The 22,365-nt window shown below is 72.4% G+C and carries 9 protein-coding genes and 1 pseudogene; 1 reads left to right on the plus strand and 9 read right to left on the minus strand.

Annotated elements, in window-relative coordinates; genetic code table 11:
- Positions 1 to 41: 41 nt before the first annotated feature.
- From ABZU75_RS12220 to ABZU75_RS12240, 5 genes and pseudogenes are all read right to left on the minus strand, one after another.
- Complete coding sequence (locus tag ABZU75_RS12220) at positions 42 to 2,009, minus strand: Gfo/Idh/MocA family oxidoreductase (RefSeq protein ID WP_355552611.1); 1,968 nt, start codon at positions 2,007 to 2,009, stop codon at positions 42 to 44.
- Entirely contained in the window at positions 2,006 to 3,157 is a 1,152-nt protein-coding gene (locus tag ABZU75_RS12225; protein ID WP_355552614.1) for a saccharopine dehydrogenase NADP-binding domain-containing protein, read from the minus strand. Before ABZU75_RS12225 ends, ABZU75_RS12220 begins: the two co-directional genes overlap by 4 nt.
- Positions 3,154 to 8,679, minus strand: coding sequence for an amino acid adenylation domain-containing protein (locus tag ABZU75_RS12230; protein ID WP_355552617.1), 5,526 nt, complete (start codon positions 8,677 to 8,679; stop codon positions 3,154 to 3,156). Before ABZU75_RS12230 ends, ABZU75_RS12225 begins: the two co-directional genes overlap by 4 nt.
- Positions 8,676 to 13,265, minus strand: coding sequence for an amino acid adenylation domain-containing protein (locus tag ABZU75_RS12235; protein WP_355552660.1), 4,590 nt, complete (start codon positions 13,263 to 13,265; stop codon positions 8,676 to 8,678). The genes ABZU75_RS12230 and ABZU75_RS12235 overlap by 4 nt, the downstream gene beginning before the upstream one ends.
- Before the next feature lie 142 nt (positions 13,266 to 13,407).
- Positions 13,408 to 15,639 (minus strand): annotated as a pseudogene (locus ABZU75_RS12240) (condensation domain-containing protein); the annotation flags it as partial.
- On the opposite strand from ABZU75_RS12240, the gene ABZU75_RS12245 reads away from it, so the two are divergent.
- A complete protein-coding gene (locus tag ABZU75_RS12245) occupies positions 15,619 to 17,253 on the plus strand; it encodes a (2,3-dihydroxybenzoyl)adenylate synthase (protein WP_355552620.1) in 1,635 nt (544 codons plus the stop codon). The pseudogene ABZU75_RS12240 and the gene ABZU75_RS12245 overlap by 21 nt on opposite strands.
- An 81-nt stretch (positions 17,254 to 17,334) precedes the next feature.
- On the opposite strand, the gene ABZU75_RS12250 is transcribed toward ABZU75_RS12245, so the two are convergent.
- From ABZU75_RS12250 to ABZU75_RS12265, 4 genes are read right to left on the minus strand one after another with little or no spacing between them, the layout of a single operon-like run.
- On the minus strand, positions 17,335 to 18,897 hold the full coding sequence (locus tag ABZU75_RS12250) for an ATP-binding cassette domain-containing protein (protein WP_355552623.1): 1,563 nt from the start codon (positions 18,895 to 18,897) through the stop codon (positions 17,335 to 17,337).
- Positions 18,894 to 19,754 carry an ABC transporter permease subunit gene (locus ABZU75_RS12255; protein ID WP_355552626.1) on the minus strand — a complete coding sequence of 287 codons (861 nt, stop codon included), beginning with the start codon at positions 19,752 to 19,754 and terminating at the stop codon, positions 18,894 to 18,896. The genes ABZU75_RS12250 and ABZU75_RS12255 overlap by 4 nt, the downstream gene beginning before the upstream one ends.
- Positions 19,751 to 20,704, minus strand: a complete 954-nt coding sequence (locus ABZU75_RS12260) for an ABC transporter permease (RefSeq protein ID WP_355552629.1) — start codon at positions 20,702 to 20,704, stop codon at positions 19,751 to 19,753. Before ABZU75_RS12260 ends, ABZU75_RS12255 begins: the two co-directional genes overlap by 4 nt.
- A complete protein-coding gene (locus tag ABZU75_RS12265; protein ID WP_355552632.1) occupies positions 20,701 to 22,302 on the minus strand; it encodes an ABC transporter substrate-binding protein in 1,602 nt (533 codons plus the stop codon). Before ABZU75_RS12265 ends, ABZU75_RS12260 begins: the two co-directional genes overlap by 4 nt.
- Between the last annotated feature and the right edge of the window lie 63 nt (positions 22,303 to 22,365).

Below are 22,365 nucleotides of genomic sequence, written 5' to 3' on the forward strand. Positions count from 1 at the left end.
CGTCCTTCGTCGTTGGCGAGGAGGGGAGAAAGAGAAGGGGGTCAGGGGAGAACGGGGCGTGGGGAGGGGACAGGGGAGGCAACGACCGGCTGCCGGGTGAGCTCGGCCAGCGGCGGCGCACCGGGCCGGGTGGGCAGTAGCCGCGCGTGCAGCCCGGACTCCTCGGCCACCTGCCGCAGCCCGAAGGGAATCCATCGGTAGGAGTCGTGCACCACGCGTAGCGGGATGTCCTCGTCGTCCCGGTACACCCGCCAGGTGGTGTGCAGCCGCATCGTGGCGGAGTCGTCATGGTCGGGAGCGCCGGAGAACCACCATTCGTAGCGGTGGTGACCGGCTCGGGCGGTGGCCATCCGGGCCTCGGGAAGGACCAGAGGCCTTTCCACCCCCAGGAGTTCGACGATGACGACACCCTTGGGGGACAGGCGTCGCAGCAGGCGCTCCCACAGCCGCCGGCGTTGCCCGGCGTCCAGGTGGCCGAGTACACCGCACAGCAGGACGGCGCTGACGCGGTCGGGCAGCTCCAGCTCCGGAGCCGCGTCAGCGGTGATCGTCACCCTGGGGCGCAGGTACGGGTCGCTGAAGACGCGGCTGGTCAGGACGGCCCGCATGCCGGTGGCCGGTTCGCAGGCCAAGATCTCCGCGTCGGGCCGGGCCCGGGCGACGGCCTCGGTCAGCAGGCCGGTACCGGCTCCGATGTCGAGCACCGGTCCGTGCGAGAGGTCCGCGCCGGCCAGTGCTCGCGCGACGGCGGGGGCGCTCGCGCCGGCGGTGTGTTCGGTGGCGATGAGATCGAAGAACTCGGCCGACGGCGTGTACGGAGGCGCCGCCTCGGTGCCCGCGGACGACTCCGATGGGGGGAGCGGCCGGGATCCGGTGTCGGTGGGGGGTTCGGGTGAGGGGATCGGTTCTCGCGCTTCAGCCGGGGCCGGCGGAGCGGGGAACAGTTCGCCGGCCGGAAGGGGGCGTGGCGCGGGAGGCCGGATGATCTGTGGTGGCCCGAGCCGTGCGGCCAGATCGGACCAGATACGGCACACTGTCAGGTCGTACTGCGCCGCCCGCAGTACGTCTTCGCCTTCGGCCATGGCCTCGCGTAGCCCGTCGAGCGCGTGGCCGACGGCCTGGGGCCACAACTCGGTGAACACCTCGCGGAACGTTTCGGTGCCGCCGATGACCGAGGTCGTCGTGAGGTCGAGGTTGTCGGTGCCCGGCCCCTCGAGCACGAACCGGCGGTCGGCGTCCCGGTTGACGTGCAGTCGTGGGCTCCACAGCAGCGGCCCGTGGGTGTCGGCCAGCGTGAGGACCCCGCCCTCGGTGCCCAGCGACACCCGATGCCAGTGCAGGGCGTGGTTGTCGCGGTCGGAGGGGTCGAGCTGGTGGTGGACCCGCAAGGTCAGCGGTACCCCGCCGAGCACTCCCTGCAGGAGGCGGAACGGCTGTGTGCCGAACTCCGCGGGCAGGGCCAAGGGGTCGGTGAATCGCCACGGGCGCAGCGAGCCGAGTGCCCGCCCGAGGATGTCCACCATCGGTTGCATCAGGTGGACAGGGGTGGCGGCGTCGACGAACAGCGGCTTTTGTTGGCCGGTGAGCCTGCGGGCGGCCTGGGTGAACGCGTGCACCGGCTCGACGTGCGGGTAGTGCGTGTTGAGCCGGTACTGCACGCGGTGGCGGCGGGCGAGCTTCAGGCATTCGGTCAGCTCGTCGAGATGAACGGGGTGTTCCTGCAGGACGTGGATGCCGCGGCCGATCAGGGCCTTGGCCAGTGCGGTTCCCTCTCCTGCCGATATCGATGAGCCGACCACGACGCACGCCGCGTCGATGTCATCCGGTAGCTGGTCGACCTCGGTGTGGTGGGGGACGCCGAGGCGTCGCGCGTAGGCGCGGGAGGCGGCGGAGCCGCGGCTGAGGATCGCGGCCAAGGTGTAGCCGGGGTGGGCCAGGACGGCTTCGGCGTAGAAGCGGCCGAAGTTGGTGCCGCAGACGACCACCCGCAGCGGGGGGTGCCCGTTCACAGGACGCCCTCCTCGGCCGGATCGTCGGCGGACCTGGACAGCTCGAACCGATCGGCGGCCCCGCCGCCGCGGAGCCGGTCGGCGACGGTGTCCGGGTCGAGCACATCGCAGGCGAAGTGCACGCCGGGCGGGACGGTCGCGCGCAGGATCGCGTCTGCGGCCAGCGCCCCGACGGCGGCGGTGAGCCGGTAACTGCTGGCGGTGCGTACCGTCAGCCGACGCCGCGCGGGCCGGCCGGCCGTGGTGCCGGTCAGCTGGAAGTCGAGCACGTAGTAGGGCGCGCGTCCGGCCAGGTCGAGTTCGGCGGCCAGGATCAGCCGGGCGGCGAGTTCGCCGAGGTCGGCTCCGGTGGCGAGGCGGCCCGGCAGCAGGTTCAGCAGGGCGCGTACCTGCGGGCCGGGGTGGACGTTGAACCAGTCCACCCGGTCCAGCCCGAGACGCGTGGCGAGGCGTTCGCTCTCGCCGCTGAGGAAGGGTTGCACGGCCACCCGGCCGGGAAAGCAGGGGATTTCGGCGTCCTCGACGGCCCGCAGCGCTCGGGAGAGGCGGCGGCCGCCGCGGACGGCGGCCAGCGGCTCTCCGTAGGCGGCGCCGTTCGCGCCGCCCGCGGTGAGGGAGAGCATCAGGTCGGTGGCCACGGTCGGGGAGCAGGACTCCAGGCCGCCGCAGTGAGCGGTCAGCGTTGATACGTCGTCCAGGTCCTGGCGGGCGAGCCAGCGCGGCAGAATGGCGGACAAACCGGGCAGCGTTCCTGCGGACAGGATCACGGTCCGGCCCTCGCGGGCCGGGTCGCCGTCGTTGAGCAGGTCTTCGGCGGCCGGGTCGTCGCCGGCCACGTCGACGCAGTGCGCTCCGGCGGCCAGCGCGGCCGAGGCCACGGTGGCCCTGAGCCGGTAGGTCGGGCCGGCGCAGTTGAGGACGACGTCGCATCCTTGTGCGAAGGCGGCCAGGCTCGTGGTGTCTTCGACGTCGGTCCGGACGATGTCACCGGTACCGGCGAGCTCCTGGTCGGCCACGGCCCGCAGCGCGTCCATGCGGCGCCCGCCCAGACGCAGCGCGCCGTGGCCGAGGTCGCGCAGTTCGCGGACCGCGGCCCGGCCCACCGCGCCGGAGGCCCCCAGCACCCCGACGACCCGCGTGCCGGTCATCGGGTCACCGCGCCGTCGGTCAGCTCGGTGAGGATCTTCAGCACCGCGGGGGCGTGCTCGACCGACAGGCAGCTGAAATGGTCGCCGCCGATGTCGACGATCTCCAGATCGCCCAGGGTGAGCTCCTGCCAGTACTCGGTGACGGCGGCCTTGCTGCCGGGGAAGGGGTAGGCACCGTCGTGCCGCAGGAAGGTGATGTCGCCGGCGTACGGTTCGGCGGTGTAGCGGGTGATGGCGAAGACGCTCTGCCGGTAGGCGGAGAACAGCCGGGTCATGTGGTCCGGTTCGTAGCTGCCGGCCGAGGCGGGTACCGCCTCGCACATCCGGGCGATGCGCGTGGCGCGGGGTATCGTGGCCAGGTTCCGGAAGCAGGCGGCGACGTCGGCGTACTTTCCGGTGAGGGCGGCGAGTCCGCCGTCGGGCAGGACGCCGGGGCTGGCGGCCAGCACGGCGTCGGTGGCGGCCGCCACCCGGTACTGGTCGTCGGGAAAGCCGAGATCGGCCGGGTCGATGCCCATCATCACGGCGAAGGAGTACTCCGACAGCAGTTCGTCGTCGAGGCGGAACCTCGGGCTGTGGCTGCTGATGACCGTCAGGCTCTCCACCTGGGCGCCGGACTCGGACAGGTTGCGGGCCACCTCGGTGGCGATCAGGCCGCCCAGGCAGTACCCCACGACGTGGAAGCGCCTCCCGCCGCCCGCGGTCAGCGCGCGGGCGTAGTCGGCCGCGAGTTGCTCGATGAGTCCTTCGGGCGGGGCGGCCAGATAGCGGTCGAGGCCGGGGACCTCCAGGCCCACGACGTCGGCGCCCCCTGGGGAGCGCCGCCTGATCTCGGTGACCAGCGCCCGGTACGGCATGATCGTCCCGGTTCCCGCGTGCACGAGGACGGTGGTGGGCTCGTCCGCCGAACGGGCGCCGTGCAGGTGGATGACGGGATCGACGGGCGCATCGGGCCGGTCGGCCGGAGACTCGCCGGTGAGGCCGCGCAGGAAGGCGGCGAGGCCGGCCACCGTCGGGCGCCGCAGCATGTGCCTCAGCACGACCTCCCACTCCAGGTCGGCGGCCTGCGGTATCCGCTCCCGCAGCCGGCCGACCATGCGGGCCACGAGCAGGGAGTCTCCGCCCAGGGCGAAGAAGTCGTCCGTGCGGCCGACGTGCTCCACGGCCAGCAGCTGCGCCCACAGCTCGGCGAGCCTGCTCTCCAGTTCGTCCATCGGCCGCTCGTCGGCGGCCGGAGCCGCCTGCGTGCCCTCGCGGGGCAGCCAGGAGCGCAGCCGGTTGCGGTCGGTCTTGCCGTTGGCCGTGCGGGGCAGGGCGTCGACGATCTGCCACAGCGACGGAACCATGTACTCGGGCAGCCGGGTGGACACACCGCGCGTCAGCTCGCCCGCCGTGACGTGGGCGCGGTCGGCCTTCAGGCGGGCGAGGAAGAGTTCCTGGCCGGTGGCGGCCAGCGGGTCGCCTGGTTCCGGAAGCGAGATGACGTCCGCCGCTTCGTGCCGGTCCAGCAGGTCCAGCCACTGCGGCCGGGTGAGGAAGGACTGCCCGTTGTGCGCCCTGTGGTCGGTCCAGGTGCGTCCGGCGACCTCCAGGAACTCCATGGACACCAGCAGCGGGTAGTGGTCGTCGCGGGTGTTCTCCACGAACACCAGGTGGCCGCCGGGCACCAGCAGCTCACGAAGCCGGGCCAGTGCGGTCTCGGTGTTGGAGGCGGCGTGCAGGGTGTTGGCGCACACCACGACGTCGAAGGAGTTGGGGATGAATCCCTGGTCGCGGATGTCGTCGTCCACGTCGAGGCGTTCGTGGCGCACCCAGGGGTGGTCGGCGAAGCGCTCACGTGCCTCGTTGAGGAAGAACGCCGACGGGTCGGTGAACACGTAGTCCACGCCGTATTCGGCGAGGAGCGGCACCAGTTCGCCGGTCGTGCCGCCGACGCCGCCGCCGACCTCCAGCACGCGCAGCCGCTCCTCGCCCGCGTGATCGGCGGCGATCTCCCGCACCGCGGCCACGAGGGCCCGGTTGAGGTGGCGGATGGCCAGGTTGTCACGGTAGGCGGCATCGGCGGCCTGCGTGGCCGCCCCGGGGAAGAGTAGCGCGCGGATGTCGAGGTCGCCTGTGATGAGTTCGGGCAGCCGGTCGGCGCAGGTGCGCATGACCCCGAGCAGTTCGGTGCTCCAGCCGACCTCTCGTTCCAGCGCGGTGGCCCGCTGCCAGGCGTGCTCCAGATCCGCCGCGGAGGTCGGGTGCAGCCCGCCGAAGGTCGCGGCGGCGTCGTCGTGCGACAGCCGGCCCCGGCTGGTGAGTGCGCGCAGCCAGCGGCGTACGACGTGGCGGTGACGTGGGGTGGAGCGCAGCGCGGTGTAGATCTCCTCGGCGGTGTGCCCGGCGGTACCGGCGAACAGCCCGGCGCCGGTGAGCACCCGGCTCATCACCGAGAGCGCGACCTCGTCGAGCGCATCGAGGAAGGCGGTCAGTCGTTTGGTGTCGATCTTGGCGGAGGCCTCGCGTACGGCGCGTGCCGCGGCCTGGCGCGCACGGGCGGCGGACGGGGGTGGGGGCTCGTCGGACCCGTGGTGTGCTGTGTGGTGTGCTGTTTCGACGAACGCGGCCAGGCGGCGCCCACCCGAGGCGGAGTCGTCGACCAGGACCGCCCCCGCACCTACCGAGGGGTGTGCCTGTAGGGCGGCCTCGATCTCGGCGAGTTCCACCCGGTAGCCGCGGATCTTCACCTGGGCGTCTTCGCGGCCGAGGAACTCGATGTCCCCCTCGGGCAGGTAGCGGCCCAGGTCACCGGTGCGGTAGATCCGCTCACCGGTGGCCGGATCGGTGATGAAACGCTCCGCGGTGCGGGCCGGGTCGCCGAAGTAGCCCAAGGCCACTCCGGCTCCGCCGATGTACAGCTCGCCTGCGACCCAGTCGGGCCGGGGCTGCAGGGCGTGGTCGAGCACGGTGAGGCGCTGGTTGGTCAGCGGACGGCCGTAGGGGATGCTGGGCCGGTCGGTGTCCACCGCGCCGACGGGGTGTGCGATCGACCAGATGGAGCCCTCGGTGGCGCCGCCCAGGGAGATGACCTCCAGGCCGGGCAGGGTCGTCCGTGCCTCGTCGGGCAGGGTGACCGGGATCCAGTCGCCAGACAGCAGGGCCAGGCGCAGCGTGCCGTCTTGGCCGGGAGGCTCCGAGCGCAGCCAGTCGCAGAGCATCTGCAACTGGCCGGGCACCGAGTTCCACACCGTGATGCCGTGGGCGGAGATGAGGTCGGCCCAGTGAGAGGGGTCGCCGCGGCGTCCGGCCTCGGGCAGTACCAGCGCGCCGCCTGCCGACAGCGGGCCGAAGAGGTCGTAGACCGACAGGTCGAAGCCCAGCGCGGCGATGCCGAGGAGGCGGTCGTCGGCGGTGAGGGTGTAGCGGTGGTTGATGTCCTGGACCGTGTTCAGGGCGGCCCGGTGGCTGATCATCACCCCCTTGGGCGTGCCGGTGGAGCCGGAGGTGTAGATGATGTAGGCCAGATCGCCGGGGGCGGCGCGGCGCGCCGGGGCGGCGTTGGGTGCGGCGGCCTCGGGCAGCCGGTCCACCACGACGGCCGACACGCCGTCCGGTAGATCGTCGATCTCCGCCAGCCAGGACTGGGTCAGCACGGTGCGGACGGCGGCGTCGGCGAGGATCGTGTCGCGGCGGGCCGGGGGCTGCGCGGTGTCGACGGGCAGGTAGGCGCCGCCGGCCAGCAGCGTGCCCAGCACGGCGACGACCTGCTCCCAGCCCTTGTCCATCCAGACGGCCACCGGTTCGGCGGGGCGCAGCCCGGCTGCGACCAGCAGGTCGGCCACCTGCGCCGCCCGTCCGAGCAGCTGACGGTAGGTCAGGGTGCGGTCCGGGGACTGCACCGCGACCGCGTTGGGGGTGGCCAGGGCACGGGCCAGGAGCGGCTCGTGAAGCAGCGAGTCCGGCAACGGGCCCTGCGTCGCGTTGACCTCGATCCGGCGGGCCGCCTGCGCTGCGGGCAGTTCGACGCGGGCCGGCTGCTCCCAGGCGTCCTCGGCCTCGGCGCCTTCGGCCGCCAGCAGTTCGACCAGCGTGACGTAGGCGCCGAACATGTCCTCGGCGACGCCGTCGGGCAGGGCGCCCTGGCGGATGTCCCAGGACATGACCAGCGTCTCGCCCCGCTCCATGATCTGGCAGTCCAGCCACACCTGCGGAGTCTGGGTGAGTGCGTAGGAGACCTCCGGCGGGATGCCGCCCGGTGCTCCGGAGCCCAGGGCGCTGGTGAAGACGACCGGCATCAGCACGGGGGCGCCGGCCCGGCGCGACAACTCGGCCAGCACCTCCGAGCCGGTGAACAGCGGGTGTTGCAGGTCTTCCAGCAGCTGGGCGCCGGTCTTTCGGACCCGCTCGGTGAAGGAGGCCGGCGCGGTCAGGTCCACGGCGAGCAGCTCCACCGAGGTGAAGTCACCGACGAGGCGGCCGATGTCCTCGTGCAACGCCGGGCGGTCCACGGTCGGCACGTTGAGGGTGAAGCGCGCGGTGCGCGACCAGCGGCCGACGATCTCGGCGTATGCCGTGAGCAACACCGCCGAGACGGTCAGTCCACGCCGTCCGGCGCGCTCGGTCAGGCGCTGCCTGGCGGCCACCGGCAGCAGCCGCTCCAGGCGGCGGAAACGGACGTCACCGTCATCTGGGTGTTCGGTGGCGGCCCAGGTCTCGGCGGTCGGCAGTTCCGGCGGGGGCGGCAGCTCCTCCAACCGCGCCGTCCAGTACTTTCGGTCCTGGGAGTAGGCGGGGGTGTCGGTCAGGGCTCGCCGGGCCAGGACGTAGTCCCGGAAGGTGATGCCGAGCGGGGCCGGTGCGCCGGTGTCGTCGCGGTACAGGCGGTGGAACTCGGCCAGCAGGATGCGCAGGCTGGCGTGGTCGACGGTGAGCATGTCGAACGACAGGTGCAGCACGGCCCGCCCGGGGGCCCGGGTGATGTGCACGTCGAACAGCGGCCAGCGGTCGGTGGGCCCCCGGCGCAGTGACATCCTGGCGCGGGCGTCGTTCAGGGCGGCGTCGGCCTGCGCCGCGCCGGTGGTGTCGGTGACGGTGACGGTGACCTGCAGTTCGGGGGTCTTCGGCAGCACCTGCTGGTATCCGTCGGTGTGGACGACCGCGCGCAGCATGTCGTGTCGTTCGATCAGGCTCTGCCAGGCGGCGGTGACGCGGTCTGTGTCGAGTTCGGCGTAGTCCAGCTCGACGTAGGCGTGGCAGGCGACACCGCCGTAGGCGTAGGCGTCGGCCCGGCCGATCAGGTAGGCGGCCTGGATGCCCGTCAGGGGGAAGGCGTCGTGGCGGCCGGCCTCGTCGTGTTGCAGGGGGCGGCTCTCCTGCGTGTCGGCCAGGTGCCGCAGGATCGCGTCCTTGTGGGCGCGCAGCTCGGCGCGCCGCTCGTCGGTGAGGAAGCCCTTGGGGGCCCGGAAGCGCAGTTGCCCGTCCTGGGCCCACAGGAGCACGCCGTCACGTGCGTATCCGGCCAGCAGCTCGGTGATGTTCACAGTTCTCCGATTTCGATGTCGGTCGCGCCGGTGACCGTTGCGGTGATCTCCGCGCCGAGCGCGGCAATGGTTGGTGCGGCCAGGAGGGTGCGGATCGTGACGCCGGCCCCGAAACGGCGTTCGATCGCTGACACCAGGCGGATCGCGGACAGGCTGTCTCCGCCGGTGGTGAAGAAGTTGGCGTTGCGGTCCAGCGCCGAACCGGGCAGCTGGGCGTCCCACAGCCCGGCGAGGGCGGTCTCCACCTCCCCCTGGGGCGGCTCGGCATCGGTCGAGGGGATGTCCCGGGCGGCCAGCAGGGCCAGCGCGGCGCGGTCGACCTTGCCGTTGGCGGTCAGCGGTAGCGCGGGAAGCAGCAGCACCCGGGAGGGCACGGCGTAGGCGGCCAGGCGCTCGGCGAGCCAGCGATGGAGCCGGTCGAGGAGCCGCGTCGTGGCCGGGCCGGGGGCGTCGTGGCCGGCGGGGGGATCGTCGGGGAGCTCGCGGGGAACGGCGAAGGCGACCAGCCGCCGGGCGGTGCGCTCTCCTGCGGCCACCACGGCGGCCCGGGAGAGGTCCGGGTGGGCTTCCAGGGCCGCCTCGACCTCGCCGGCCTCGATGCGATGCCCGGCGATCTTCAGCTGGTTGTCCAGCCGGCCGAGGAACTCCAGGAGCCCGTCTGACCGGTAGCGGCCCAGGTCGCCGGTGCGGTACCAGCGCTGTCCGTCGTGGGTGGGGAACTTCTCCGCGGTGCGGCGCGGATCGCCCAGGTATTCCATGGCCAGCCCCGCGCCGCCGATCCACAGTTCGCCGGCCGTCCAGTCGGGGCAGTCGCGGCCGAAGCCGTCGACGACGCGGTAGCGCTGCCCGGTCAGCGGGCGCCCGTAGGGGATGGATGCCCAGCTGGGGTCCACCTTCTCGACGGTGAGGGTGTTGGACCACACCGACGCCTCGGTCGCGCCGCCCATGGCGACGAACCGGCAGGGCCGCGCGGTGAGTGCCCGCAACCGGCCCGGCAGGTCCAGGCCGATCCAGTCGCCGGAGATCAGCGCGACGCGCAGCCCTCGCAGCGCTCCGGTGTCGGCTACGGCGTGCTGCGCCGCGTCCAGGAGGAGGTCCAGGAGCGCCGGCACGGTGTTCCACACCGTCACGTCGTGGCGGTGCACGAGTTCGGGCCACCGCCGGGGTTCGTGTCGTAGCTCGTCGGTGGGCAGCAGCAGTGAGCCGCCGGCCGACAGCAGCCCGAAGATGTCGTAGACCGACAGGTCGAAGTCCAGCGCGGACAGGGCGAACACGCGGTCATCGGGGCCGATGTCGTGGCGCGTTCCGATGTCGGCGATGGTGTTCCAGGCCGCGGCGTGGGAGATCTTCACTCCCTTGGGTTCACCCGTCGACCCGGACGTGAAGATCACGTAGGCGAGCGCGTCGACCGGTATGTGACGTGGTCGCTCCAGTGGTTCATGGCTCAGCGCCTCCTGAAGGGACATCACCTGGTGTGCCCCGGTGTCGTCCGGCGTGTCGGCCTGCGTGTCGGCCTGCGGTGGTGCGGGCCGTTCGCCGAGGGTCAGGCCGATTCCCGCGGCGGTTCGTATCCGGTCGCGGCGGGCGGCAGGCTGGTCCAGGCCGACCGGGACGTAGGCCGCGCCGGCGGCCAGAACGCCCAGCACGGCCGTGATCTGCTCGGGCCCCTTGGGCAGGCTGATTGCGACGAGGTCGCCTGGCCGCACGCCGCGCTCCAGCAGGGCGGCGGCGGTGCGCAGCGCCCCGTCGGCGAGCGCGCCGTAGCTGGTGGTGCCGCCCTCGGAGGTGACCAGTGCCGTCCGGTCCGGTTCGGCGGCGGCGCGTTCGAAGAACGCCTCGTGCAGTAGCCGGGGTGTGACGGGGTCGCCCTCCTCCTCCAGCGCCACCGCCGTACGCCGCTGCCGCTGCGCGGCGGGCAGCAGGTCCGGGATCGGTGCCGTCCAGTCGCCGTCGGCCAGGTGGTGGATCAGCCGGGTGTGGGCGGCGAACATGGCGTCGAGCACGCCGTCGCTGAACAGTTCCTCCACCGCGTCCCAGGTGACGACCAGCTCGCCCGATTCCTCGGTGACCTGGTTGTCCAAGATGACCTGGGGGGATTGGGAGATTCCCCACACCTTGCGCGGGAAGCCCGAGGCCGGGGCGGACAGTCCGGCGTCGCCGACGCCGAGCGCGCTGGTGAACACCACCGGCGCGGCGGCGTCAAGGGTGCCGGCACGGCGGGCGAACTCCCGCAGCAGCCAGGCGATCGGCACATCCTGGTGGTCGAGGTCTTCGGCCTGCCGCTGCTGCAGCGCGGCGGCGGCCGGCAGCCAGCCGCCGTCGGAGCGGCGGTAGGCGGCCAGGGACAGGGAGGTGAAGTCTCCCAGGACGCGGTGGACGTGCGGGTGCACCTCGCGCCGGTTGAACAGGGTGAGGGTGAGGGTGAGGGCGTCGGTTCCGCTCCAGGTCGCCAGGACCTCCCCGTAGGCGGCGAGCAGCACGGTGGACGGTGTCAGGCCGTGCCGGGCGGCGCGCTCCTTGACGGTGCGCCAGGCGGTGGCGTCCAGGCGCAGCTGCCTGCGGGTGAACCTGGGCGTCTCGAGCAGCGCCGGGTTGCGGTCCAGGGGCAGGGTGGGGACGGGGGGTAGTTCCTCCAGCCGTGCCTGCCAGTGGGCGCGGGCCCGTTCGGTGGAGCGGGGGTCGGCCGGAAGCTGGGTGAGGTAGTCGCGAAACGACAGCTCGACGGCCGGCAGCGAGGTGTCGGGGTCGGCGTACAGGGCGTTGAGCTCGGCGTACAGGGTGGTGATCGACAGTGCGTCCAGGACGATGTAGTCCAGGCCGACGGCGAGCCTGGTCCGGACCGATCCCGAGGGGCCGGGGTAGCGCACCGCCGCGACGGCGAAGAGCGGCCAGCGGCCGGGGTCGCGGACCTGGCGGGACATCCGCTCGCGCAGGGCGGCGAGGGCCTCGTCGGCTCCGGCGGCGTCGCTCTCCTGGCAGTCGATCCGATACGGTGCGACGGTCTCCAGCACCTGTTGCGTGCCCTTTCGTACGACGGCGCGCAGCATGCCGTGCCGTCGGATGAGGGTCTGCCAGGCCCGCTCCAGCCGTCCCAGGTCGACCTGCGCGCCGTCGAACTCGCTGTAGTGCCAGGTTCCGACACCGCCGAGGGTGAAACCGGGGTCGCGTCCGGTGTGGTAGGCGGCTTGGACATCGGTGAGGGCGAAAGGCTCGTAGGCGTGGCCGGGGTCAGAGGAGAGAACGGTGGTCGGTGCGGTGTCCGGGCCGGGGGTGTCGGGCCGCAGTGTCAGCAGCGCGGAGAATTCCCGAAGGACCGGGTTGGCGAAGAGCGCGGCCACGCGGGCCCCGCCGACGCCGGCGGCGCGCAGCCGGCCGATCATGCGGGTCGCGATGAGCGAGTCGCCGCCGAGCGTGAAGAAGCCGTCGCCGCGGCTCACGTCGCGCACCTCGAGGAGTTCGGCCCACACGCCCGCGACCACGGTCTCCACCGGGCCGGACGGGGCCTGCGCCGCTACGGGGTGCTCGCGTGCGGAGGTCGTCAGGACATGTCGCACGGCCGCCCGGTCGAGCTTGCCGTTGGAGGTGAGCGGCATCGTGTCCATGACCAGGACATGCTCGGGAAGCATGTAGGCGGGCAGCTGTTCGGCCGCCCGGCTTCGCAGGAGGCCGGGGTCGGGGCGGCCGCCCGTGGGCGATATGACCGACACGGCCGCCGCCAGGCGGCGGACCGGGGTCTCCAGCACGGTGGCCACCGCGTGCAGCACGTCCGGATGTTCTTCCAGTGCCGCTTCGACCTCGCCGAGTTCGATGCGGTGCCCGCCGATCTTCACCTGGTGGTCGGCGCGGCCGAGGAACTCCAGGACACCGTCCGGCCGGTAGCGGGCCAGGTCACCGCTGCGGTACCAGCGGTCGCCGTCATGCTCGACGAACCGGGACGCGGTGCGCTCAGGATCGCCGCGGTAGCCGGTGGCGACGCTTGGGCCGCCGATCCACAGCTCACCGGGCACCTGGTCGGGGCAGTCGCGTCCACGCCCGTCCACGACGCGGGCCCGCATGTTGCGCAGCGGCACGCCATAGGGGATGGACTTCCACGAGGGGTCGACCTCGTCGACCTCGAAGACGGTGGAGTGCACGGCGGCCTCCGTCATGCCGCCGAGGGCCACGAAGCGGCAGCCGGGGACGAGGGCGCGCAGCCGGGCGGGCTGGTCGAGCCCGACCCAGTCGCCGCCGAGCAGGACCAGGCGCAGCCTGTCACCGAGTCCCGCGTCCCCGCCCGCCGCCATGAGCAGGTCCAGCAGTGCGGGAACGCACTGGACGATGCTGACTTTGTGCTCGCGGACGAGGTGTGCCCAGTGGTGGGCGTCGCGCCGGTGCTCCTGGCCGACGACGACCACCTGCCCACCGGTGGACAGCGGGGCGAAGATGTCGTAGGTGGCGAGGTCGAAGTCGAGGGCGGAGATCGCCAGCGTGCGGTCGCCGGGACCGACGCCGAACTGATCCCCCATCGCGTCGACGGTGTTGACGATGGCGCGGTGTGACACCTCCACCCCCTTGGGCAGCCCGGTCGAGCCGGAGGTGAAGAGCAGGTATGCGGCACTGTCCGGTCCGGGGTGGGCGACGGGCCCGGGGGGGGAGTTCCTCGGCGTCGGCCAGGCGCAGCACGGCTACTTCGGGCAGATCGGCGCATAGATGGGCGTGAGCGTCGTCGGTGAGCACGACGGCCGCGCCGGCCATGGCGTGGATGCGGCTGCGCCGGATGGCGGGCTGCTCCACCCCGACGGGCGCGTAGGCGGCTCCCGCGGCGAGCACCCCGAGGACGGCGGCGATCTGGGCGGTGCCCTTGGGCAGGGTGATGGCCACGGTGTCGCCCTCCCGCACACCGTGGTGTCGCAGCAGGGTCGCCACCTTCCGCGCCACCAGGGCGAGTTCGGCGTACGTCAGCGCGGATCCGTCCTCTCCGGCGACGGCGACGCGGCCGGGCCGCTCGTCGGCGAGCCGGAAGAAGCGCGTGTGCAGAACGTGGCCGGGCTGCGGGGCCGCAGGCAGGGCGGCGACGGCGCGGACCGGGAGCCGGTCGGCGGCCAGCAGCGGTCCGACGGGCAGCAGCCAGGCCTCTGAGGTGGTGAGGAGGTCGGTGACCAGGCGGCGGTAGGCGTCGAAGGCCGCGTCCGGCACGCCGGGGGCGAGCACGCCGTCGCGGACGTCCCAGTTGAGAAGGAGTCCGCCGTCGAGTTCGGTGACCTGGGCGTCCAGGAAGACCTGGGGGCCCTGGGAGATGATCCACACCGGGCGGCCGAAGGTCGCCTGGACGTCCGGTGTGAAGATCTCGCCCAGGCCGATGGCGCTGGTGTAGACGACGGGCGCGAGGACGGGGGCGCCTTCAAGGCGCGCGAGGTCGCGCAGCACCTCGACGCCGCCGTACGCGCCGTGAGCGACCCCCGCCTGCAGGCCGTCCTGCAGCCGCCGGGCTTGTTCGGTGAAGGGCAGGGCGGCGCTCATGTCCGCGTCGAGCAGGACGGAGCCGCTGAAGTCACCGATGAGCCCGGCGACGTCGGGGGTGAGCATCTCCCGGTCGAACAGCGGAAGGTTGAGCAGGAAGCGGTGGGTGTCGCTCCAGGCGGCGATGACCTCGGCGAACGCGGTGGCCAGGGCGGCCGCGGGGGTGATGCCGTGCAGGCGTGCCCGTGCCAGGAACGCGGCCTTGGCGTCGGGGTCCAGCCAGTGGTGCAGACGCCTGGAGTGGGTGAGCGCGGAGTCGGCCGCGGACACGGGCCGCAGCGGATCCACCGTCGTGGGCAGCCGGGGCGCCCGGGGAAGATCGGGGAGCCGGTCGCGCCACCACCGGGCGGCCCGCTCGCGTTCTGGGCCACGACGCCGGGCGTGTTCGGCCAGGTAGCGGCCGTAGTCGAGGCTGAAGGCGGGCAGTGGCCTGTCGGGGCGCTCATACAGCCGGTGCAGATCGGTGAGCAGGACGCGCAGGCTCAGCGCGTCGCCGGCCATCATGTCCAGGTCGAGCTGGAGCCTGGTTCGCCCGCCGGGCAGCAGGCACAGGGAGACTCGGAAGACCTCGCCCGCCGCGATGTCCAGGCGGCCGTGGGTGTGGCGCTCGCGCAACGTCTCCAGCGTGTCGGTGACATCGTCGGCGGGCGGCTCCCGCAGGTCGTGGACGACCAGGCCGCTGCCGGGCGCGCCGTAGTGCTGGCGGCCCTTGTCGTCGAAGCGGGCCCGCAGCATGCCGTGCCGTTCGCTCAGAGCGCGCAGCGCCCTCTCGAGCCGTACGGGGTCCACCCCCTCGCCGTCGAGTTCGACGTAGAAGTGGGCGGCGACGCCGCCCAGCGGCTGGCCGTCCTGCCGGCCGATCCAGTAGGCGTGCTGCATCGTCGCCAGCGCGAACGGCGCCTCCTCGTCGTAACCGGGGTCCGGGGGGAGGGCGGGGGAGGGCATGTCGATGGAGGCCTGCTGTGCCTTCTCTGTCAGCAGGGTGCTCCAGGAGCCGAGCACCGGGTCCTGGACCAGGTCCCGGAAGGTGACGGCGATACCGCGGCGGCGCCACTCGCCGACGAGTTTCATCACGGTGAGGGAGTCGAGTCCGAGCTCGAACAGGTCGCGCTCCTGGTCGATCTCGTCCGCCGGTATCTCCAGCGCCTGAGCGACCGCCTCGCGTACGTCGTCCGGCGCGAAGGCCGGTGCGGGCGCATGCGAAGGCGGCTCTGCGGGGTTCGATGTCTGTTCTGGGACGGAGTGTTCGTCACTCAAGGGTGGGTTTCCCTCCGGTGTGGGCTCTCGGATGTTCGTGGTGCTTGCCCGTGGCGTTGCGTCAGCGGAAGGACGTGCCGATGGAGCAATGTAGTAAAAATGGTTATCATTTCTACTCGTGCATCCTAAACGGATGAACGAGGCACATGCCACTCCCAGCGGGAGACGACGAAGGGGATCGCCATGACCCAGACCCAGACCCATCCGGTCTGGCCGGACGCCGACGCGGAGCGTTACCGCCGCGCCGGCTACTGGAGTGGCCGGACATTCGGCGCGCACCTACGTGACTGGGCCGCGCAGCGCCCGCAGCGAACCGCGCTCGTCGACGGCGAGCGCCGCTGGACCTACGCCCACCTGGACGCCGAGGCGAACCGGCTCGCGCACGGACTGCGGCGGCTGGGCCTGCGCAAAGGCGACCGTGTCGTGGTCCAACTGCCCAACTGCGCGGAGTTCGTCCAGCTCTGGTTCGCCCTTCAACGCCTCGGCGCGGTACCCGTGCACGCCATGCCGGGACACCGCCGCGCCGAGATCGGCCACCTGGTTCGCATCTCGGGCGCGGTGGCCTGCGTCATCCCCGACCGGCACGCCCGCTTCGACCACCGCGGGCTGCTCCGCGACATCCTCACCGACCAGGCGGAAAGCGGCACGCTACGCCACGTGGTGGTGGTCGGCGACCCGGGCGCGCATCGAGACTTCACGCGTTTCGAAGACCTGATGAACGACGCCTCACCCGTCGCGACCGACCAGGAGGATCCCGTCGCCGGCGACCTGGCGTTGCTGTTGCACTCCGGCGGCACCACCGGCCTGCCCAAACTCATCCCGCGCACCCACGACGACTACGCCTACAACGCCCGCGCCGCCGCCGAGATCTGCGGGCTCGACGAGGACTCCGTCTATCTCGCCGTCCTGCCGATCGCCTTCAACTTCACGCTGGCCTGCCCCGGCGTGCTGGGCACTCTGGCCGCCGGCGGTACCGTCGTCGTGTCGCCCGATCCGAGCCCGCAGACCGCCTTCGCGCTGATCGAGCGCGAGCGCGTGACCATCACCTCGCTCAGCCCGCCCCTGGTCCCGTACTGGATGGAGGAAGGTGCCCGCGGCGAAGCGGACCTCGACAGCCTCAGGGTGCTCCAGGTCGGGGGAGCTCGGCTTGCCGACGACGTCGCCCGCAGACTCGGCCCCGCGCTGGGCGTGACGGTCCAGCAGGTCTTCGGCATGGCCGAGGGACTGATCAGCCTCACCCGCCTGGAGGACTCCGAGGATCTCATCTGCACCTCCCAGGGGCGCCCGATCTGCCCGGACGACGAGGTCCTCATCGTCGGCCCCGACGGCCGGCCCGTCGCCGACGGTCTCCCCGGCGAACTGCTCACCCGGGGCCCCTACACCCTGCGCGGCTACTACCGTGCGCAGGAGCACAACCGCGTCGCCTTCACCCCCGACGGCTTCTACCGCAGCGGGGACGTCGTACGGCGGCTTCCCTCGGGACACCTGGTCGTCGTCGGACGGATCAAGGACCAGATCAACCGCGGCGGCGAGAAGATCGCGGCGACCGAGGTGGAGGAGCACCTGCTCACCCACCCGGCGGTCACGGAGGCGGCACTGGTCGGGGTTCCCGACGAGAAGTGGGGCGAGCGGTCGGTGGCGTTCCTGGTCTGCGCCGGGCCGACCCCGGGGACGCGGCACCTGGCCGCCTTCCTCAGAGGGCGCGGGCTGGCGGAGTACAAGGCACCCGACCAGGTGGTGGGAATCGCCGCCATGCCGCTGACCGCGGTCGGAAAGATCGACAAGAAGGCCCTGGCAGGGACGCTCTCACCGGCATGACAGGGCCGGGAAGGGGAGAGGGCGGCCCGCGCCCCTCCCCTCACGCGCCTGCGGCGGCTCCTTCGCCCCCGCCTTCTGCGGCTACACCTGGTCTCGTGCCTGGCCCACCCGGGAGCAGCCAACCAGTTCCCGTGTCACCGCGTGCTCCGGCCGGGCGAACACCCGGTCCGGTGGGCCCGACTCGACCACCCGCCCGCCGTCCAAGACGACGACCTGGTCCGCGTACCGCGCCACCTCGGTCAGGTCATGGGTCACCAGCAACACCGTCAGCCCCAGCGTCCGGCGCAACGAGGTCAGCAGGTCCAGGACGCCGGCCCCGATCTCCGGGTCCAACGCCGAGGTGATCTCGTCACAGGCCAGCACCTGCGGCGCACCGGCCAGGGCCCGCGCCAGGTTGACCCGCTGGCGCTCCCCGCCGGACAACTCGCCTGGCCGGCGTGACAGGATCGCCGGCGCCAGGCCGACCAGCCCGAGCGTCCTGCCGGCCTCGGCGGCGGCCTCTTCGGCTGACATTCCCCGCAGGCCGGTCAGCGGCCGCATCAGGGCGGTCCGCACGGACTCTCGCGGATTGAGCGCCCCACGGGAGTCCTGGGCCACCAACTGCACCGCACGGCCGCGCCCCGAAGCGACAGGCGGCCCGTCGAACCCGTCCCTCCAGCCGGCCGTGCCCCGCACCGCGCGATGCAGGCCGACCAGACAGCGGGCAAGGGTGGTCTTGCCGGAACCGGACGGCCCCACCACAGCTGTGCATGTGCCGGCGGGGACGGTCAGCGAGACCTCGTGCAGGACGACTCTGCGGCCGTGCGCGGCCGACAGATCGCATACCCGCAGCTCGCCCCGGTTCTCGCCAACGGCCGTCCGGGAGGTCTCGGCATCCGCACGGTCGGCGGGCGCGGTGAGGTGCGGCCCGACCGGCGGTACCGTCCGCGGCGGACCGGAGGCGGTGATCCGCCCGTCGTCCAGCCGGATCACCTCGTCCGCCAGCGCTGCGACCCAATCCGGGTCATGACTGACCAGCACCGCCGTGCGGTCACCGTCTCGCACCAGTTCGGTCAGCAGTTCACGCATCTGGTGGGCCAGCACGGTGTCCAGGCTGCCCGTCGGCTCGTCCAGGACCAGCAGCCGCGGCCTGCCCGCCAGGGCGGCGGCGAGGGCCACCCGCTGCGCCTGCCCGCCGGAGACCTGATGGGGACGGCGCCGCAGAAACGCCCTGTCGGCCGGCAGCCGCACCGACGACAGCAGCGACCGGACCTGCCCGGCGACGTCGGAGAGTCCGGGTGAGCGCAGCCGTACCGCCTCCGCGACCTGTGCCCCGATCCGTAGCGCGGGGTTGAGGGAGGCCGCCGGATCCTGCCCCATGAACGACACCACCCGGCCACGCAACCGGTGGGCTCCCGACCGGTCGAACGGATCGAGACCGGCCACCCGCACCGTGCCGGAGCGCCGTTCCAGGCCGGGGCGCACGTGGCCGAGCAGGCTCAGCGCCAGGCTGCTCTTCCCGGAGCCTGACCGCCCGACCACCCCCAGCACCCGCCCGGAGGCGAGGGTCAGCGTCGCCTCCCGCAGAACGGGGAGGCCGCCGCCGACCGGGGCCAGCGTCAGCCCCGTGACGCGGAGCAGTTCCTCGCCGTCCGCGCTGGTCATCGCCGCTCCCCGGATGCCGCGTCGGCGAACCAGTCGGCCAGCAGGCCGACGCAGACCGAGAGCAGCACGATCAACAGGGTGGGGGCCAGGAAGGGCGCGACCGTCAGAGAGGCGCCGGGTATGTTCTCGTTGATCATGCGTCCCCAGTTCGGGGCCGGCGCGCCGCGGCCGAGACCGAGGAAGCCGGCGGTGGCGGTGAGGTGGACGGACGCGACCAGCCGCAGGGCCGTGTCCGCCAGTGCCGGTCCGGCGATGTTGGGCAGTATGTCGTGGCCCAGCACGGCCCATCTGCTGTCGCCACGGGCATACGCCGCCTCCGCGTAGCCGGTGACGACGACCTGCCGGGTGGCCGCGCGCAGCACACGTACCGAGAACGGGGTGGTGGCCAGGGCGACGGCGGCCACAACCGCCAAATCGCTGCCGGGGAAACCGGCCGCCAGCACGAGAATGAGCAACAGCGCGGGAAGCACCGCCAAGGCGTCCACGAGCCGCAGCACGAGATCGCCGACGCGGCGGGGCGCGAGCCCCGTCAACACACCCGCGGCCATTCCCGCGGCTCCGGCGACCAGCGTCGCGCCGAGCCCGGTGAGGACGATCACCCGCCCTCCCCACAGCACGCGGCTCAGCACGTCCCGGCCCAGGACGTCGGTACCCAGCAGATGGATGCCGCCCGGTGACCCAAAGGGCATCCCCAGCTGCTCGGTCGGGCTGTGCGGAGCGATCAGCGGCCCGCACAGCCCGACCACGACCACGAACAGCGCCCCGGCCCCGGCGAGCAGCGGCAGCCATCGGCGGCGCGGTCGCACAGGAGAGCCACCCGCCCGCAGTCGCCCCTCCCGCATCAGGACACCCGTCATCGCCGATCCCCGCCCACCGGATCGAGCAGCCGTCCACAGACGTCGCCCAGCAGCAGGATCAGCAGCATCACCGCGGCCAGGGCCGTGGCGATGCCCTGCACCATCGGTATATCCCTGGCCGCGACGGCTCGTTGAAGCTCGCGGCCGATACCGGGATAGTCGAAGACACCCTCCACGACCACGGCCCCGCCGACCAGCACACCGGTGATGAGCGTGAGGGCCTGCACGGCGGGACCGACGGCGTTGGGCAGCACATGACGCAGGGCCAGGCGCAGGCCACGCACCCCGTTGAGCCGGGCCGTCTCCACGTACGGGGAGGCCGCCACATCCGCCGCCGAGACGCGAATCAGCCGGGTGGCCGTGGCCAGAGCGACCGCGGTGAGGGTGAGCACAGGCAGCACCAGGCTCTGCGGGGCGTCGAGCGGGGTGCCGCCCAACGGCACCAGGGATACCCGTGGCAGCAGGTCCAGTTGTACCGACAGCACGGCGATCAGCAGCGCCGCCGACACGAACTCCGGTATCCCCGCCGCGACCTGGGCGAGGGAGGAGAGCAGACGGTCGGCGGTACCGCCCGCCCGAAGCCCGGCCGACAGGCCGAGCAGCACCGCGAGCGGAACGGTGAGGACGAGGGTCAGGCCGGCCAGCAGCAGGCTGTTGGGAAGCCGGGCTCCCAGCACCTCCACGACCGGCCGATGCCCGACGAATCCGGTGCCCAGGTCGCCGCGGACCGCGCTGAGTGCCCACTGGGCATACCGTTCGGCCACCGGCCGGTCCAGGCCGAGGGCAGCCCGGACCCGGACGCGTTCCGCCATGGAGGCATCGGTGCCCGCCACCGCGCTGACCGCGTCTCCCGGCAGCACGGCCGTGGCGGCGAACACCGCGCCGGACAGCAGTACGAGCAGCACGGCCGCGCCGACGACCCGGCGGCCGACGAAGACCGCCCAGCTCACGTCAGGGCTGCCCGGGAAAAACCGGGGAACTGCTCGAACAGGTCGTCCTGGATGCCGGTGACCCCCTTCGCCTGGGCGTTGACGTAGGGCTTGAACACCGGCAGCACCGTGTTCCCGTCCTCCCACTGCTCCTTTTGCGCCTCGGTTCCGATCCTCTTCGCCTCCGCGGGCTCGCTCTGCGCGCGGGACTTGGAGACGAGCGCGTCGACATCGGGGCGCTTCCAGCCGAACGCCGACGGCGCGCCACCGGCCGTGCCGATCTGGTAGGTCGACAGAGCCGGGACCGGTACCTGGTACGAGGCGGCCAGCGGCAGCCGGGTGTAGGCGGCGAAGTCGGCGAAGAGCTGGCCGGCGGGCAGCTCCTTGAGCGAGGCCCTCACCCCGATCTTCTTCAGGTCCTCGACGTACAGGGTCGCCACCTCGACCATGCCCGGAGTCTCCGGCCCCGTGGTCAGCACGATCTCCATCCCCTCGGCGCCGGCGGCCTTGAGCAAGGAGCGGGCCTTGTCAGGGTCGTGCGCCCGCTGCGCGAGCCCCTCCACGTAGTCGGGGAAGCCCATTGAGGGCAGGTCGTTGCCCACGGTGGCGTTGCCGTAGAACACCGTCCTGACCATGGCCTCGCGGTCTGCGGCGAGTTTGAACGCCTCGCGCACCCGCTCGTCGTCGAACGGCTTGACGTTCATGTTCATCCGGAAGGACAGGCCGACCAGGTAAGGGCTCCTGGAGGATACGAGGTCGAACTTCTCGTTGGCGGACAGCGTACGAGCGGTGACAGGGGAGAGATCGTGCACGAAGTCGGCCTCGCCGCTCGTCAGCGCACCGGCCCGGGCGTCGGAGTCGGCGATCGAGCGCAGTTCCAGACCGGAAAGGTGGGGTCCCTGCCCCAGGGCGGCCCCGTAGTAGTCGTCGTTGCGGGTGAAGGCGGCTCCCTGCCCGGCGGTGAACTCGGTGAGCGTGAACGGACCGCAACTCGGCATGCCGGTGGAGAACTGCTTCGTTCCGTCCTTGACGACGAGGAAATTACCCTGGCACAGGATCAGGCGACCATCGGCGATCGGACGAACGGTCGGCAAGATCACCTTGAGGGCGCCGTCCGCTTTCGCGCGAGCGAGGTCGAAGTTGAGCGAGGCCATCCGAAACACCGGCAGCGTGCTGCCCGCCGCAAGGGTCGCCAGGGAATGCAGGACGTCGGCCGAGGTCAGCGCGGAGCCATCGGTGAAACGGACATCGGGTCGAAGGTGCAGGGTGTACGTGGACAGATCCTCGGACACATCGATGCCCTTGAGAATCCCGTAGCGAACGCCGTCCTCGGCGGCGGGGTCGAGATTGCCGAGGGTGCCGTGCCAGGCGCGGGCTCGTACCAGGTCCAGCGGGGTGGGGCCGTTGAAAAAGTCGAGGGTCTCGGACGCGCCGCCACCGACGAAGGCCGCCCGGAGGGTGCCCCCGGCCCGGGGTGTTCCGGAAGCCGCAGCGGCCTTCGGTGACGCGGTGGAGCCATCAGCGGAGCAGGCGGTGATCAAACCAGGCCCGGCGGCCAGAGCCGCGGCGGTCAGGGCTCCCTGGCGGAGGAAACGACGGCGGTCGAATGGGCGGGACATGGTTCTCCTTGATATGGGGGCACTGCGGTGGTGGGTGTTCGGGGAGCCAGGCTGCTCATGAGG

Origin of the sequence: Streptosporangium sp. NPDC005286 (assembly GCF_040607515.1) — a bacterium.
GTDB lineage: Bacteria > Actinomycetota > Actinomycetes > Streptosporangiales > Streptosporangiaceae > Streptosporangium.